This window comes from Paenibacillus sp. CECT 9249, from assembly GCF_918697855.1.
Taxonomy (GTDB): domain Bacteria; phylum Bacillota; class Bacilli; order Paenibacillales; family Paenibacillaceae; genus MSJ-34.
On sequence record NZ_CAKKLI010000031.1, the window covers coordinates 1 to 17219 of the forward strand.

13 protein-coding genes are annotated in these 17219 nt (G+C 48.0%); 8 read left to right on the forward strand and 5 right to left on the reverse strand.

Features of this window, described 5'->3' with window-relative positions; all coding sequences use genetic code 11:
• Window positions 1-1353: 1353 nt before the first annotated feature.
• From LQ229_RS18815 to LQ229_RS18850, 8 genes are all read left to right on the forward strand, one after another.
• Window positions 1354-1602 carry a hypothetical protein gene (locus LQ229_RS18815; protein ID WP_230192549.1) on the forward strand — a complete coding sequence of 83 codons (249 nt, stop codon included), beginning with the start codon at window positions 1354-1356 and terminating at the stop codon, window positions 1600-1602.
• Window positions 1603-1645: 43 nt separating this feature from the next.
• A complete protein-coding gene (locus tag LQ229_RS18820) occupies window positions 1646-3889 on the forward strand; it encodes a helix-turn-helix domain-containing protein (RefSeq protein WP_230192550.1) in 2244 nt (747 codons plus the stop codon).
• A gap of 203 nt (window positions 3890-4092) precedes the next feature.
• The gene (locus tag LQ229_RS18825) at window positions 4093-5379 is read left to right on the forward strand and encodes an ABC transporter substrate-binding protein (RefSeq protein WP_230192551.1); all 1287 of its coding nucleotides are present in this window, start codon (window positions 4093-4095) and stop codon (window positions 5377-5379) included.
• Between the two features lie 91 nt (window positions 5380-5470).
• Entirely contained in the window at window positions 5471-6340 is an 870-nt protein-coding gene (locus LQ229_RS18830; RefSeq protein ID WP_230192552.1) for a sugar ABC transporter permease, read from the forward strand.
• Between the two features lie 20 nt (window positions 6341-6360).
• Window positions 6361-7227 carry a carbohydrate ABC transporter permease gene (locus LQ229_RS18835; protein WP_230192553.1) on the forward strand — a complete coding sequence of 289 codons (867 nt, stop codon included), beginning with the start codon at window positions 6361-6363 and terminating at the stop codon, window positions 7225-7227.
• A gap of 25 nt (window positions 7228-7252) precedes the next feature.
• Window positions 7253-8743 (forward strand): sulfatase, encoded by a 1491-nt coding sequence (locus tag LQ229_RS18840; protein ID WP_230192554.1) that lies wholly within the window; start codon window positions 7253-7255, stop codon window positions 8741-8743.
• A 4-nt stretch (window positions 8744-8747) separates the two neighbouring features.
• Window positions 8748-10139: a sulfatase-like hydrolase/transferase gene (locus tag LQ229_RS18845; protein WP_230192555.1), complete on the forward strand. Its 1392-nt coding sequence runs from the start codon at window positions 8748-8750 to the stop codon at window positions 10137-10139.
• Window positions 10132-10329, forward strand: a complete 198-nt coding sequence (locus LQ229_RS18850; RefSeq protein ID WP_230192556.1) for a hypothetical protein — start codon at window positions 10132-10134, stop codon at window positions 10327-10329. The genes LQ229_RS18845 and LQ229_RS18850 overlap by 8 nt, the downstream gene beginning before the upstream one ends.
• Window positions 10330-10741: 412 nt before the next feature.
• On the opposite strand, the gene LQ229_RS18855 is transcribed toward LQ229_RS18850, so the two are convergent.
• The 5 genes from LQ229_RS18855 to LQ229_RS18875 form a co-directional block, all read right to left on the reverse strand.
• Entirely contained in the window at window positions 10742-10870 is a 129-nt protein-coding gene (locus LQ229_RS18855; protein ID WP_230192557.1) for an ester cyclase, read from the reverse strand.
• A gap of 335 nt (window positions 10871-11205) precedes the next feature.
• Window positions 11206-13575 (reverse strand): helix-turn-helix domain-containing protein, encoded by a 2370-nt coding sequence (locus LQ229_RS18860; RefSeq protein WP_230192558.1) that lies wholly within the window; start codon window positions 13573-13575, stop codon window positions 11206-11208.
• Between the two features lie 35 nt (window positions 13576-13610).
• Window positions 13611-14447 carry a carbohydrate ABC transporter permease gene (locus tag LQ229_RS18865; RefSeq protein WP_230192559.1) on the reverse strand — a complete coding sequence of 279 codons (837 nt, stop codon included), beginning with the start codon at window positions 14445-14447 and terminating at the stop codon, window positions 13611-13613.
• Window positions 14444-15406: a sugar ABC transporter permease gene (locus LQ229_RS18870; protein ID WP_230192560.1), complete on the reverse strand. Its 963-nt coding sequence runs from the start codon at window positions 15404-15406 to the stop codon at window positions 14444-14446. The genes LQ229_RS18865 and LQ229_RS18870 overlap by 4 nt, the downstream gene beginning before the upstream one ends.
• 19 nt (window positions 15407-15425) lie before the next feature.
• Window positions 15426-16766 (reverse strand): sugar ABC transporter substrate-binding protein, encoded by a 1341-nt coding sequence (locus LQ229_RS18875; protein WP_230192561.1) that lies wholly within the window; start codon window positions 16764-16766, stop codon window positions 15426-15428.
• Window positions 16767-17219: the final 453 nt, after the last annotated feature.

The following is a 17219-nucleotide window of genomic DNA, read 5'->3' on the forward strand; positions in this document are numbered from 1 at the left end:
TGAAGTAGAGCTACGTGAGATAGTCCCAGCATAACTGTAACTTTATGGATATTAATGTTGCTTAGGAAACCTTTTCGGTCCAAGGGACTTTAGCGCTTTAATGTTAAAGAGTTTATTTTCGTACAAATTTGAACTTGACCTAATAGGAACTAATAATCTTGTACGAAAAAAGCAAAATTAAGGTAATTAACAAGTTATACATTTTGATATACTGTTAGAGTTATCAATACAATAACTGCTATTGAGAATAGAAAAACCGTTTTGTTTCTTGACAGTTTCTTTTTAATAACAAATATAAAAGGTAGTTTTTGAACTACGTAATTCCTGTATACAACATAGATAATTAAAAAGTTAGATAGAACAAACAAAATAAGCAATAAAATATTATTTTCTTCTTTGTTAAATATTCCGATCTCATATTCTATGGAACCTAGTAGAATTAGGGAGATTATTAATAAAACTATATTAACAATCCATTCAGCAAGAAACCTTAAAAATTTCATAAATAACTTTCCTTTCTAAATTTTGGGGTGCAAAGTATTTCATTTATTAAAAACATTATCCAACTCTTTATTCTATACGATAGACACTATAATAACTATATTAGAATAATATTTATAGTACTCTACCCGAGTTAACTTTTACCTTCGTTAAGGCTAATGCTGATTATAAAAGTCCATTTAACATTTCTGATAACATAAGAGCAAAGACATTATGTTATCAGAAATCGAAATATGTTCCCATAAAGCCATTGTCATAACTACAACAATATGTCATTCTAATTTACTTGCCACGTTTTTGGCAAAAGTTTTTGGCAAGCATGGGATCGCGTACTTGGTCCCCGCAAACTTTCTATCTTGTCACTTATTTTACTCAGCAATGTTTGTTCAAGCGTCCTTTGTATAAATTGTTTTGGTTTCGGTACACGAACCGCTGATAGTCATAAGTCCAATGCTTTCAATCTAATTCGTATAAAGATTCAGGATAATGTAAGTTACTACACATTTGTTTAGCTAGTCTTTTTAGCTGGTTTAGCGAGCTATTTCATTATCCGATACGGTGCTTACTAGCTAAATGAAAGCGCATATACTCTACCGCAAGGTAATATTTGGATATAATTAAAATTGAACTCTCTATCCCCTAAATGTTTAAGAATCCGTTTCCGCTTTATAAGGTACGATTTCGCTGCAATGTCCTCCAATAAGGCCATGTATAATGTTCATAAATTCCATTCGGTGCTAGATGCCTGCAAAACCGCTTTCGTATGAATGACCTCGCAGAAAATCATGTACAATTCATTCATAAAGGCGATATTAATTTCCCGCTGGGGTCCTCGGTTACGTTGATGCTCTTATGGTTATCATTCAAGACGCCGCTGAGGAAGCCGGCATACCGGTCCAGCGGCAATATATTTGCTACAGCGACCTCAACTACGATCACGGGCTGCAGACGATGAGAACGCTTCTTCATCTTGACGAGCCTCCGACAACCGTATTCGCCGTCGGCGACATGCTCGCGATCGGCGCGCCGCAAGCGATCCCGCGACGACGCGGCCCGATGCTGCCGAAAACCAATTGCCGTCATAGAACACTTCATGTATAATTATAAAACGCTTTCATGCACCATACTTCAAGGAGTTTTGTCTATGATGGATCTCATAAAACGGGCCGTATCCCGGATTTTTCTTCATACGCAATTTATTCGTTTTATCGTCTCCATTCTCATTCTGGTTCTGCTGCAAAGCGCGGCGATATTGCTGATCAAAAGCATATCCAATCAATATTTGCTGGACAAGGAAATCGACCGTTTGGCTTATCAAAACATCGACGAAACGCGCCGTTTTATGGACACGCTATTGAACGACATCCATTCCTTGACGATCGCTTTGGCCAATAATAAAAAAATGTCGGAAACCGTGCAATTGAAAGATATCGACGCGATGTCCGACCGGTTCGAACAGATCGGCAACCGCTTGCTTGAAGTGTATGTATCTTCCTACAGCATCGATTCGATTTACGTCTATTATAAAACGATCGGCATGATCCAATCCCCCATTATCGGCGTAAAAACGTTGGACGAGCTCGAAAATGTGGACTGGTTGACAGCGATCCAACAAAATCCGATCGCGAAGAATTGGTTTATCAGCACCCCGGTCAATGGCGCGCAGCCCCCTATCGTTAGCTTAATCCAACCGATTCCGCTGCTCGGCAATAGCGTCGACGGCGCGATTATCGTCAATTTGAACAGTAAAATGCTATTCGAGGTTCCGCTCGTTCAGCAGGACGGAGAGCAAGTGTGGATCGTAAGTCCGGACGGCAACTACGGTTTCGAAACGGATACGGGCAACCCGATCCCGACGGATCGGTTCCAGCTTGTATCCGAACAATTGCGTAAAGGAAAAGAATCCTTCGCGCTTACGATGGACGATTCCAAATACAGCTTCAGGCAATCGATATCGCCTATATCGGGATGGAAATACGTGTATGCGGTCGAGAATAGTTCGGTTCGCGTCGTGAAGGGGCCGTTGGATATGATGGTTGCCGCCGTGATGATTCTCTTTACGATCGGCACCGCGTTGTATATGTACTGGACCGGCAGAAATATATACCGCTCCATCATGGAGAAGGATTTGGAGTTATCCGAGCGGATACAGAAAAACTACCCTTTCATGAAAGAAAGCTTCTTGTATCAGGTGCTTAATGACAAAAAGCTGAATAAACAGCAATTGGTGCATCAATTTCGATATTTCGGCATGGACATTTCGGAAGAAGGCCTGCTGGTCATCGTGTTTCGTATCGACGATTTTGTCAATTTCTCGAGAAAGTATTCCGATTTCGATCAGGGGCTAATCATTTACTTCCTGGATAAAACGATTGAAGAACTCGCATCCGAATCGTTCCGGGCGATGACTTATAATTCGAACAGCCGCGATGTCGTTGTACTATGCAGTCCGGCCGGGCCGCTGGACCAAAACGAATTTCGAATCAAAGCTTTGGCGCTTGTGGACAGAATCAATCATTATGTCGAGCAAAACTTAAGTATAACGACCAGCGTCGGAATTGGCGACGTCGGGACCGACGCTTCGCAAATATACGTCTCCTACCGCCAAGCTCTGCTCGCGCTCGAATCGAGGTTTGTGAAAGGATTTCGCGCGGTCATCCCTTGCTGGGAATTGCCTCCGCAAAAACCGCTGCACACGAAACTGTTCGATATTAGGAAGAAAGCGGAACCAGAACTGCTCAAAGCGATGAAAACAAAGAGCGAGATCAAGGCCTGTTCTTCCCTCGTCGAACTGAAAAATGCCCTGGAACAGCCTGAAGGGTATTCGCTCGGCCTCATTCAACATACGTTCTGGGAACTGCTGCTTGTCATCATTCACCGCTCGGCGGAATTGGGAGCGCGTCCGGAGGCCGTCAATATAACGGAAATGTACGATAAAATCATGGAGATGGAAACATGCGACCACATTATGGCATGGTTCGAAGAGACTCTCCAAGGCATTTCCAACTCCATGGCGCCTATGGAAGAGAACGCGAAATCGGCGGATGTCGTACAGCAGATCGTCGAATACATCGATAACAATTATGATAAAGAGATTTCGCTTGGCGGCATCGCCGACCAACTAGGGCTGGACCCTTCCTATGTCAGCCGCCTCTTTAAAAACGAATCCGGCGTGAATTTTATGGAATATCTCCTCAGCCTGAGAATTAAACGCGCGAAGGAGTTGTTAATCACGACGAAGAATACGGTGGCCGATGTCGGCAGAAGCGTCGGTTACGAGAATACGCACAGTTTTATTCGAATCTTCAAAAAATATGAAGGCGTCACACCCGGACAATATAAGGACGCTTATCACCGCAAAGCGTTAGACGTCAATGAATTGTACTGATTTCAAGCTCCGGTCAACAAATGCACATTGTGTCAGAAATCGTCCATATCGTTTCAAAACAGGCTTATTTCGGGCCCTATGTAACCGCTCTATTCCAAAAGGTTAGATAGTGTCAGAAATAAGCCATTTCTTTTCATTGCCGATTTTTTCATAATGAATTTTGCAATCGAAAACCCAAACAAACGGTAAAGGAGTGTTCGAATTTGAAAACATCGAAATGGATCCTATTGACTCTCATGATGGCGGTGATCGTATTCGTATCCGCATGCGGCCAGAACAACGGCGCGAACAACAAGCAAGCTTTAGGCGGGAATGAAGGGAAAGTGACGTTAAAGTTCTGGTATCCCGGCCATGAAACGTACGTTGTCGACGCGGTCAACAAACTAATTGCAGATTTCGAACAAGAAAATCCGGATATTAAAATCGAATACAGCGCAATTCCATGGAAAGAATTTTTCCAAAAGCTATCCGTCTCTTACGCCGGCGGCATCGCGCCGGACATTCACGGTCTGGGTCATGGGCAATTGGTGTCTACGGTCGATCAAGATCAATATATGGACTTGAACAGGTTTATTAAAGAGCATCAATGGGACGGGGAACAGGATATTATTCCGAGCAGTCTGCAATCCGGACAGTGGAACGGCGGGCAGTACGGTTTGATTATGCCTGCGGCGCGCCCTTTGTTCTGGCGCAAAGATTTCTTCCAGGAGGCCGGGCTCGATCCGAATACGCCTCCGCGCACATTGGACGAACTGTTTGAATTCGCTAATAAAGTCAAAGTTGTCGAAAACGGAAAAACGGTTCGCAGCGGCATCGACATTCAAACGAGCAACGGCGAGCAGTCTTACTTCTCGTTGCTGCTATTGTTGGGACAGGAAATTTACGATAAAGACGGCAATCCGCTGTTCGACTCGCCGGAATCGATCGAGCTGCTGACGAAACTGGTTGAATTGTATAACGACGGAGCCATCATGGCGGCCAACCAGCAGCAATTGAACGGCTTGCCGTTTACTAACGGACTGGCGGCGATGTCCTTCCTGAACACGATGGACTTGAATACATTAAAAGATACGGTCGGGCTGGACAAGTTAGGCTACGCCTTACCGCCTAAAGGGCCGACGGGCAAACAAACTTCGTTGATGCTCGGCAATTTTATATCGATGTCCAAATCGACAAAGCATCCGGAGGAGGCATGGAGATTTATCGAATTCATGTTTTCGAAGGAACAAATGCTGGAGTTCTCCCAAGCGACCGGTTTGCTGCCGACCAGACAGTCTTTGAAAGAGGAATTCGTGAAGATCAGTCCTGAAAACGAGCTGCTGTTCGAAGCGATGAACGATTCGGCAAGCTACATTCCTTCTCCGGCCTGGAATGCAAACATTAAATATTTGCGCCTCGCGTTGGAAGAAGCGTTCAACGGGATCAAGTCTGCGGAAGAAGCGTTGAAGAGCAACGCCGCAAAGGCACGCGAAGAGCTGAAGGATCTGTAACGAACAACCGCTGCTAATCTTCCCCTGCAGCGCTTTATGAAGCGCGGGGGAAGATTTCCGCTTCGAGACGATGAAGTAAAGGGGGATTTGCATGAGATCGAAATGGAGTATATTGCCTTACCTGTTTATTCTGCCTAACGTGACGCTATACGTTGTGTTTATCTTTATCCCTATTCTATGGGTTCTTTATTTAAGCTTTACGGATTTCAGCATCCTTAACGCGGGCGAATGGGCGGGGCTTAAAAACTACGCTCGCATGTTCCGCGACGAAGCCTTCACCAAGGCCATCGTCAATACGTTTATTTTCTGGGTCTGTACCGTCGTTCCGACGATGGCTTTTGGACTAATCATTGCCAATTTATTAAATTTGAAAATTAGAGCCGTTTCCTTGTTCCGCGGGAGCATTTACCTGCCCGGCGTCATTTCCTCCGTCGCCGTCGCCATGACTTGGCTTTGGCTGTACGATCCGATCGGCGGGCCGATCAACGGCATGTTGGAGAAAATAGGGCTAACAGGGCAGAATTGGCTTCACGATCCTTCCGTCGCGCTGATGTCGATTATTATGGTAAGCATTTGGGCAGGCATCGGTTTCTGCATGATTATTTACTTGGCCGGACTGCAAGGAATTCCGGATCATCTGTACGAAGCGGCCAGGCTCGACGGGGCGACGGGATTCAAACAGTTCGTTATGATTACGTTCCCGCTCTTGAAACCGATTACTTTCTTTATCTTTATAACGACGACTATTCGTTCCTTCCAGGTGTTCGACCTGGTATACATTTTGACGAGCGGCGGGCCGGCTAATAAAACGACCACGATCGTCAACGAAATTATTAAAAACGGGTTCGGCGAATACAACATGGGATACGCTGCGACCCAAGGCATTTTCCTTTTATTAATCACCTTCATCATTACGATGATTAATTATTATTTCACGTCTTCTTCGAGCGATTTCGATTAAGCATAAAAGGATGGGTTCGGATGACACTCAAGTATACGAAACAGGCGCTCGTCTATGCGGCGCTTATAGTTATTGCATTCGTCATGATCTTGCCGCTGCTAATCGCGCTCTTCACCTCTTTGAAGAGCGATGCGGAGTTGAACGCGGGCGTTGTGACGTTATTGCCGCAGCAATGGAATGTTTCGAATTATTATACCGCGATGACGATGGTGAATTGGCCGCTCTATTTCAAAAATTCGCTGATTGTGACGTTGATCGCCGTCTTCGGCAGCATCTTCTTTAATTCATTGGCGGGATATACGTTTGCGCGCCTTGCGTTTAAGGGACGCGACGTCATTTTCGTCTGTCTTCTGATCGGGATGATGGTTCCGGCGCAAGTCACGGTTATTCCCCAGTTTCTGATTCTAAAAGCGATGCCTTTATTCGGAGGCAATGATTGGTTCGGCAACGGGGGCACCGGATGGCTGGATACGTATTACGCCTTGATTGTTCCGGAGTTGTCCGGTTCGTTCGGCATTTTCCTGGCGCGCCAATTCTACCTTTCGTTTCCGAAAGCGTTGGACGATGCCGCCAATATCGACGGGGCGGGCATGTTCAAAACGTTTGTTCGAATCTACCTGCCGCTCAGCGGTCCGTTGATCGCATCGATGGGTATTCTCAAGACCGTCTCGGTATGGAACGACTTCTTCCATCCGCTTATTTATACCAATTCCGAAACGATGCGGACCGTGCAACTTGGGCTTCAAGCCTTTAACGGGGAAGCTCAAATCAAATTCAATCTGCTTATGGCCGCTACGCTGGTCGTCTCGCTTCCGTTAATGGCCATGTTCTTTCTGTTCCAGAAATATTTCGTGCAAAGCTTAATCTCGTCAAGCGTCAAGGGATAATCGATTGCCAAAGGAGGAATAGACGATGAAAGCCATCATGGTGATGTTCGACTCGTTAAACAGGCATATGCTCTCGCCGTATGGGGCCAGACGTATTCATACGCCGAATTTTGACCGGCTTGCCGCAAAAAGCGTCACTTTCGACCGAAGTTACGCCGCTTCCCTCCCCTGTATGCCGGCGAGACGGGATTTGCATACGGGTAGACCGCAATTTTTGCATCGGAGTTGGGGGCCGATGGAGCCGTTCGACGATTCGATGCCCGAATTGCTGAAAAAGAACGGTGTCTATACGCATTTAATCAGCGATCATTATCATTATTGGGAGGATGGCGGAAGCACGTACCATACCCGGTATAATACGTGGGAAATGGTGCGCGGGCAAGAGGGAGACGCCTGGAAAGGCGAAGTCCGCGACCCGGCCGTTCCCGCCGCGATCGGAAGGGCTGCGTTGAACGCGAACTTTGTCAGGCAGGATTGGATTAACCGCGGCTATTCGCTGCGCAACGACACTCATCCGCAGTTGGAAACGTTCAAGCTTGGGCTTGAATTCATTCAAACGAATCGCGATCAGGACCGTTGGTTCCTTCAAATCGAAACATTCGATCCGCACGAACCGTTTTTCACGCATGAAAAGTATAAAACATACTATAAGCACGAATACAACGGCCCGCATTTCGATTGGCCGGATTACAAAAAAGTAACGGAAACGCCCGAGCAGGTCGAACATTGCAGGATGGAATACTATGCGCTTGTCACAATGTGCGACGAACAGTTGGGAAGAGTGCTCGATCTCATGGACGACTGCAATCTGTGGGAAGATACGATGCTCATCGTTAATACGGATCACGGCTTCCTGCTAGGTGAACATGACTGGTGGGGCAAGGTTGTGCAGCCTTTTTACAATGAAATTGTTCATACTCCGTTATTTATATGGGATCCAAGATCCGGGAAACGCGGGGAGCGAAACGGATGCCTGGTGCAAACGATCGATCTCGCGCCGACGCTGCTCGACTTCTTCGGCGTTCCCGTTCCGGGCGATATGACAGGCAAACCTTTGAAGGATACGATCGCTTTCGAACGCCCGATCCGCGAGGCCTGTTTGTTCGGCGTATTCGGCGGGCATGTCAACTGTACGGACGGTCAGTACGTCTATATGAGGCAGCCTGTCTATCCATATAATGAGCAATTGTACGAATATACCTTGATGCCGACGCATATGAAAGCCCCGTTCTCGCCGGACGAATTGCGGACGGCGGAACTGGTCGAGCCGTTCTCTTTCACGAAAGGTTGTCCCTTGCTGCGAATCGCATCGAGAGGATTTGTCGATCCCGAAGCCCATCATGATTTGTTTACAGGAAATTTGCTGTTCGAAGTAAACGAAGACCCACGCCAGCAAAGACCGATCGATTCGCCCGAATTGGAAAAGAGAATGACACGGCTGCTCATCGAACGGATGGAAGAACTCGATGCGCCGGACGAGCAATTTATCCGATTGGGCCTGACGAAGGAGGCGTAAGCAAGTGAGCAATCAACCGAATGTTGTATTTATTTTAAGCGACGATCAAGGCGCTTGGGCGCTCGGATGCTATGGCAATACGGAAATCCGTACGCCCAATCTGGACAGGCTGGCCGCCCGGGGCGTACGTTTCGGCAATTTCTTCTGCACTTCGCCCGTTTGCTCTCCTGCGCGAGCGTCGTTATTAACCGGAAAGATCCCTTCCCAGCATGGAGTGCATGACTGGATCAAAGACGGCAATGTCGGCGAACGGCCTGTGGAATATTTAGCGGGTCATACCGCGTATACGGAAATATTGGCCGCCAACGGTTATCATTGCGGAATGAGCGGCAAGTGGCATCTGGGGCATAGCGCGCTGCCGCAGAAAGGATTCTCGCATTGGTTCGTTCATCAGTCGGGCGGGAGCCCGTATGTTAACGCGCCGATGATCCGCAACGGGCAGTTGGTCGAAGAACCGGGATATATTACGGATGTTATTACGGACGATGCATTGGAATATATCGAGGAACGGGCCAAGGAGGACCGACCGTTTTATGTAAGCGTCCATTATACGGCGCCGCATTCGCCATGGATCGGCCAGCATCCCCAACATTACGTGGATCTATACGAGAACTGCCCGTTCGACTCTTGTCCGCAAGAGCCGAAACATCCGTGGAGCACATTCGATCAACTCGAGCCGACGGTGTTTACAGAGCCTCGGGAGCATCTAAAGGGATATTATGCCGCGATTACGGCGATGGACGATCATATCGGACGCATTCTAGACCGCTTGGACTCGCTGGACTTAACGGATCATACGCTGGTCTGTTTCCTGAGCGACAACGGTTTCAGCTGCGGCCAGCGCGGCATCTGGGGGAAAGGCAACGGCACGTTCCCTTTGAATATGTTCGATTCGTCCGTGCGCGTACCCGCGATCATGAGCCATCCGGGCCGCATTCCTGAAGGCCTCGTTTGCGACGAATTGTTGAGCGGCTACGACTTTATGCCGACGCTGCTCGATTATCTTGGATTCGATTATCCGGAATCCGAGCGGCTGCCGGGAAGAAGCTTCCTCCCGCTCCTGCTGGGACAACCGTCCGAAGGCCGGGAAGGGGTCGTTATCTACGACGAATACGGGCCTGTGCGCATGGTCAGGACGAAAACGTGGAAATACATTCATCGTTATCCGTACGGTCCGCATGAATTGTACGATCTGGTTTCCGATCCGGGCGAACGCGACAATCTGATCGATGACCAATCGAAAGAGGATGTACTGCGCTCGATGCGCGCCATGCTTGACGATTGGTTCCATCAATATGTCGACCCGGCCAAGGACGGGGCGCGCGAACCGGTCGCCGGAGGGGGCCAGACCGGGCTGTCGGGCTTGGCGGGACGCGGGCGTCAAGCTTTTGAGTGAAGCGGCGGCCCGTTTCCGTTTCGGCGGGACTGCGGTGGCGGCGCTGTTCGTCGGCGGAGATGCGGCGGTGACGCTGTCCGCGGCGGTGACGCTGTCCGCGGCGGTGACGCTGTCCGCGGGAGTCTGCGATGGGCCGACCGCGTCGGTGCGACGATCGCGCTGCCCGCGACAGCGCGGCGATGGCGGGTGACGGCGGGTTTCATACCGCCGGCCTCCAGCCTCCATGGCGCGATCTTGCCGGTTCCCGCCTTCCGGGCCGATAATTGAGCGCCGTCCCCCTATTCGCAAGGCATCCTCAAGCATTACCTCCAAAAACTGGCGCTAATTTCACAGATTTGCCCCCAACGGCGACTTTAGATGGAATTCCTACCGCTAATCTCACCCAAATCCGCGATTTTTCCGCGGTTGCCATAATTAGCTCCAGAAATTACCGCTAAAATAAATTTGCCCGGTCCTTCCATAGATTTAGCTGTAGTTTTTCCCGCTAATTGAAAGTCCCGACGGATACGAATCAATCGACCGATCCGTTACGCAACATCCCAAACTGTTCCATCAAATCCATGCCGTTGGAGCTAACCCAATAAGCTTTGATTTTTCCTTCTTCAATAAGAAAAATATCGCTTCCCCCGCTTCTGCCTGCGCTCCCGACATCTTCCCGTTATCGTACCGGTAAACTTCCAGCGCGCCGTTACGCAAGGATCTTCCGCGATCGGCCCCGCTTCTACCGTCATTCGGGGAAATTTACCGTTTCCGTAGAGCGCTGTTTAGCCGCATAAATGGCCTTGTCCCAGATAACGCCGATCGATCATTGGAGTATATCCAATTAAACTGGAAAATTTTATGTTAAACGCGGGTCGCCGTTGGAAAATATCCAACCAATCCAAGGCAGATTCGTTTTTTAACCGTATTGGCGAACATTTCATTGGATAAATTCCAATAAGAGTCGAATGACGGAGCTTAAAAGGAAGATTCGTTGGATAAATTCCAATAGGCGGGAAGCGGACCAAGATGCTGATGTGCAACTTCCCAACAAGAGAAAAAACCGCAAGGCACGATAGCCATGCGATTATACGCCCGATTTCAACGATAGTTCGTTCTCCCTCCCGTTGATGCCGTTAATTTTCCGGAACTCGCCGGGGGTAATCCCCTCGTTCTTCTTAAAGAAACGAATATAACTGTTAATATTGTTATAACCGACTTTTCTGGCGATCTCTTGCACGCTCAGGCCGGAGTCCGCCAGCAATTGCTTGCTGGCCTCCAATCGGCGCAGCCCGATATACTCCACCATCGTCTTGCCGTATTCCTGCTTGAACAATCTGCTTAAATAATTGGGATGCAAATCGACAACATCGGCAATCGCCTCGACCGACAAGGCGAAATCTCCGTAATGATCTTCAATGTATTGCAGCACTCTCTCTATCGTTTTGTTGGCCCTAGGGATTTGCGACACATAATTCGCGATTCGATCGAATACGCTTCCGATCCACGAATGAATTTCATGCAGCGATTCGCAACCGGCCAGTTCCTTATAGATATGGTATTGTTCGCCGAACAATTGTTTAATCGATCCCCCGGAGTCGACAAGAATGGCGATCGCCGCATCCAATAAACGCGTGTAGATTCGATATAAATTTTCGTAAGATAGATGTTCCCTTTCCGTAATATCGCGCTCCAATTGCTCCAGGCATTCGTGCATGCCGGACGCATTGCCGGTCAAAATGCAGTTGCATAATTGTTTCTCCAACTGCAACGGATAGTAATAATCGATGTCGCGATCCGCCTGAACGTCTTCGAAAAACAAAATTTGCCGTTCTCCCAAATGCAATTTGTACTTCAGAACGTCCGTCGCTTCCGTAAAGGACAGATAGGCCAGCAAAATATGATCGTACGATTGTCCGACCGAGATGTAGACGCGCAGTTTCAACAGCCGATGCACGGATTCTTGTATTTGTTCGCAAAGCAAGTTGATTTGCGGTTTGGCAAGTTCCCACTCCGTCTCCGGATTGGCCAATACCGCAATCTGGTTCTCGCTTACTTCGGCAGACAAGCATGTGTACTGCGCTCTGATCACCTCTTCCGCTATGTTGCGAACGGCGAATTTAAACAAATTGACGTCGCGGATCGAATAATTTTTGAGCAGATCCGTATATTGATCGATTTCAATCACGACGATGACGGATTGAGACGTCGACAAATCCAATTGCAGAAAATTGATTCTATCTTCGGCTTCCCGGATCGAACCGACATTGTTATGCAATAAGCTGAAAAGAAACCGGTCCGCCTGCGCAGGAATGCTGTCGCGAAACGACTCGATCAATTGCTTGTTCTGCAGAAACACGGAATCGAGCACCCCGGTTACGAACTGAAACTCGTTTCCCTGCTCGAACCCGGCGCCGCCTCCTAAATGATGGATAATGTTTTTCGACTTATCGATAATCATTTTAATCGGATTATAGATGGATCTGGAAAGCAGGTAGGCGGTTGCCAAACCGGCAAATGTAAGCAGCAGGCAAATTCCGATCGTCATATTGCGGATGGGCGACAGCTTGTCCAACAAATAATCCAAAGGCGTCTCGGAAACGATCACCCATCCGTTGCGGAACGATTTCGAGTAACCGATCAGTGTGTTCGGACCGTTGCCGCTATCTACAAAATATCCCTCTTGATCCGAACCGGGCAAACGGTTGATGCGTTCGGCGGTCATTCCCCCGTCGGTTTGCCGGGACATATGCGAGGCCAACGTCTCGCCTTGATCGTTAACGACATAAATATTCGTAAACGGATTCATCTGCAGCTTGGAGATCAGGGCGGAAATTTCTTTCTCATAAACATGAATCGCGATATAACCGTAATCCTCGCCGGAAACGAAAGGAAATTTGCGCGCGAACGTAATAATATTTTCCTTGCTTCCGTCCCGGTTTTTAATATTGGGCGTGTCGGGAGCGAAGATCCATACATTCGCCGCGTCCGCCCCTTGAATACCCTCGATCCACTTGTCCCGCTCCTCGCCCGCGTAGCGCCTGGTAAGTTCGTTGCTCGAGATGATTTGGCGCGAATTCGATTTGTATATGCTAATGCCTTGAATGAACTCGTTGGTGGAAGCCAGCGTTTTCACCGTATCCCGAATATTGTTCGAAGCGTACTGATCGTCTTCGTTCTGCAAATAGCCGTATATATTCCCGTCCAAAGCCACCACCGTGGACAAGTTATGTATATCGTGCAAAGTCTGGTTCAAGGAAATGCTCATTTGCTTCAATTCGATCAATTGCGATTGGCTTAATTGTTCTTCCATCTTGCCTAATACGAACTGATAGGAAGCGATTCCAACAATATAAACAGGCAAAATAATAACGAGAGAAAAAGAGATGAAATATACGGTGAACAGCCTGTTAAAACGGATTTTGCTCGCCAACCCACCTCGTAATTTCAATTTCATCGCTTTTTGCTCCCATCGCTATAAATTCAATGACGCTATTCTTTGACAGCCCCCGCCGTCAACCCGGAAACCATATATTTTTGAAAAAACATAAACAAAATGACAATCGGCAATACGGCCGTCACGCAAACGGTCATAATGTTGGCCCAGTCGTAAGACACTTCTCCCATATAACGGATCGATATCCCCGGATTAAGCGTGCGCAGCGTATCTTTGTTAATCAAGGTTAACGAGTAGAGGAAATCGTCCCACGACAGGATGAACGTATAGATTCCCACCGCGAAAATACCGGGTTTGGACAAAGGCATCACGATGCGGAACAGAATCCCCCATCGCCCTAATCCGTCGATTTTGGCCGCTTCCTCCAGACTGCCGGAAATATTGTCGAAGAACACTTTGATCATCCAGATCGAAAAAGGGAGCGAAGATGTCGTTAACGCCAACATCAATCCGATATGCGAGTTCAACAGCCCATACATATTATACATCGAATACAACGCAATGAGCAGAGCGACGATGGGAAGCATTTGCGTCGATAAAATCAAGAACATCAGCAATTCCTTGAATTTGAAGCGAAATCTGGAAAAGGCGTAGCCGGCCGATACCGCAACAAGCAGCGTAATCACGGTCGTCCCCGCGCTGACGATCAAGCTGTTCTTATAATAGATGAGAAACGCGTTATTGCTGAACAACTTAACATAATGCTGAAAAGTAGGAGTGAACGGAAGCCACTCCGGCGGCAGCTTGAACAAGACGTCATTCGTTTTGAACGAGGTGACAAGCATCCAATATAACGGGAAAAACAAGAAAATAAGATAAAATATGAAGCCCGCCCTGGAAACCGCGAATTGAATGATTGCGTTTCTTTTCAATATGCCCCCGCCTTTCTCGGCCGCTCTTCCCCGATTGCGAACAATCGATTATAGAACCAAGAGAGCAGCAGCATGATGATTAACCATACGGTTCCGATCGCGGCCCCTTTCCCAAGATCAAGCTCGATAAACGCGCTCTTGTAGCTCAAGATCGCAAGCGTTGTCGTGGCGTTAATGGGCCCTCCCCCCGTCATCACCCAGAACAGCGGGAACATCTTGAAATTTTCGATGATCGAGATAAGCGTTACCGTCTTGATCGTATGTTTCAGGAAAGGAAGCGTAATGTAAAAAAACATCTGTCTCCCGTTCGCTCCGTCAATTTTGCCGGCTTCGTACATATCTTCGGGTATCCCCTGCATGCCTGCCAGCAGCATCGTTGTCATAAACGGCAGCTGTTTCCACAACGCGGCGATCATGACGGCCGGCAGCGCGAGATGAACGCTGGACAACCACTGGTACGGCTCATCGATCAAATGCAAGCTTTTTAGAATGTAGTTGATCACGCCGTATTGCGGCTGATACAGCCACATCCATAGCAATGACGTTACAATGGTCGGGATGATCCACGGTATGAGGATCAACGTTCTTGCCACTTTGCGAAACCGCATGTTCGTATTGAGAATAAGAGCGAGTCCTATTCCCAACACAAACTGTACGGCCACTACACCGGATACATACGTTACCGTCGTCCACAAAGAACTTGCAAATTGCGAATCCGCTATCATTTTCTGGTAGTTCCCGAAGCTGTTCCATGTGAATTCCTTCATCTTCAGCAAAGTAACGTCGAAGAAACTCATATGAATAGACTTTACGATGGGAATGCCTATCGTAAACAGCAATACGATCAACGCCGGAGAAAGGATAATGAGAGTAAACCAACGGTCCCGCTGCTTCTCGGTAAGCCATTTCCGGCTAGCTTTGACCGGAACGGGAGCCGCTGTTCCGTTATGTCGATTCATGCCGAACATCCCTTCTTCGCTATTTTAAAATTTGTTGCAGCTTCGCGTTTAAGTCGGCCGCAACTTTCGCAGGATCTTCCTTCGCGACGCTAACTCTCTGCACGGCTTCCGACATATCCAGGTATGCCTGTTCCAGACCCGGATTGTTGGCCGGCAACGACTTCGCCGTCTGCAACTGTTCGATTAACACTTTGTCAAATTCCGAAGCGTTGAATTCAGGCGATTCGCTGAGCGATATTCTCGAGGTAAGGGCGTCGCTTTTTTGATGGTACAGCGAGATGGCGTCTTTATCGGTTAAAAATTTGATGAAATCGGCCGCCTCCTGCTTATGCTTCGAATCTGCCGCGATGACCAAGCCGTGAGCCTCCGCAATCGAAACGGATTGATCCGTCTTATTCTTCGGTACGAGCGCTACGCCCCATTCCTTGTCGAACTCCTCCCCCTTCCCGCTTAACGAACGGAATACCGCTTTGCCGTAATATCCGTCCATGTACATGCCGAGGCGGCCGATCGAGAACAGATTACGCAAATCCTTCAACTTGGCGCCTTGCGGAGAGATGTTATTGCTCACCAAATCTTGATAGAACTGAAGCGTTTCCACAACTTGCGGCGTATTCACGTTTACTTGGCCGTTCTCGTCGAAGATCGATCCGCCGAAGCTATAAATATTCCGCAAGGAGATCATGCCGTTGATCGGCAATTTATCGGTCGCTTCGCCGAAACCGTAAATCGGTTCCCCGCTGTCGGTTTTCAGTTGGCTGATCGCCTTGGCCATTTCAATCATTTCATCGTAGGTGGCCGGCGGCCGGTCTTCCAATCCGGCTTGCTTAAACAATTCCTTATTATAGTAGAGCACATACGGCGACGGTGCCCACGGCACTCCCATTAATTGGCCGTTATACGAATAATCCGCGACCATGGAAGGCATGAGGTCGTCGATATAATCCTGCCCAAGCAAATTGTCCAGCGGCGTAATAATATCCGAAGTCGCATATGTTGGGAACGTGGGGCTGATGGTTTGAATAATATCAGGCGTATTGTTCGACGAAGCCATGACAAACGTTTGTTGTTTAATATCGCCGAACGGAATGCCGATAAATTCGATCGTCACATTAGGCTTGATCTGTTTGTACATTTCAACCATTTGCTCCAATGCGTCTTTCGTCGCTTCCTCCGTAATGCTCCAGCTTGCAAACGTCAATGTGACCGATTCGCCCGGTTCCGCATTGGGCGCGGCGCTTTCCCCCGCATTTTCCTGTTGGGACGTTTGATCCGTTCCCGCTTCCTTCCCGCTGCCGCATCCCGCAAGCAGCATGAGCAGCATCACGGCGATCATGCCGATAGATAACACTTTTTTCATATAGACTCCCCTTTCATGATCAGTCATTTTCGAAAGCGATACGTTCCTTTCAAGCTACGATTATATATTTCGGGACAGTTTGCTGTATATTTACCCTTTCTAAGGTTCGTCTACATTATCTAACTTTGCGGTATGCAGATTGAAACGGGAGTATGTAATTTATGATGGGGGCGAAGTTTCGGCTGTAAAAACACCTCCAAAAACTTGATCCTCGTGCATTAGCTCCAAAAACTGGCGGTAATTTCATAGACTTGCCTTGAGTGGGGACTTTAGATGGATTTCCTACCGCTAATTTCGCCCAAATTCCCATTTTGCCGCCGGTGCCGTAATTAGCTCCAGAAATTTCCGCTAATATGAGCGTGCACGTTTTTTTGGCATATTTAACGGTACAATTTACCACTAAATCCAATTGGACGCGGATCATCTGGCCGATCGATCCGTAGCGAAGCATCC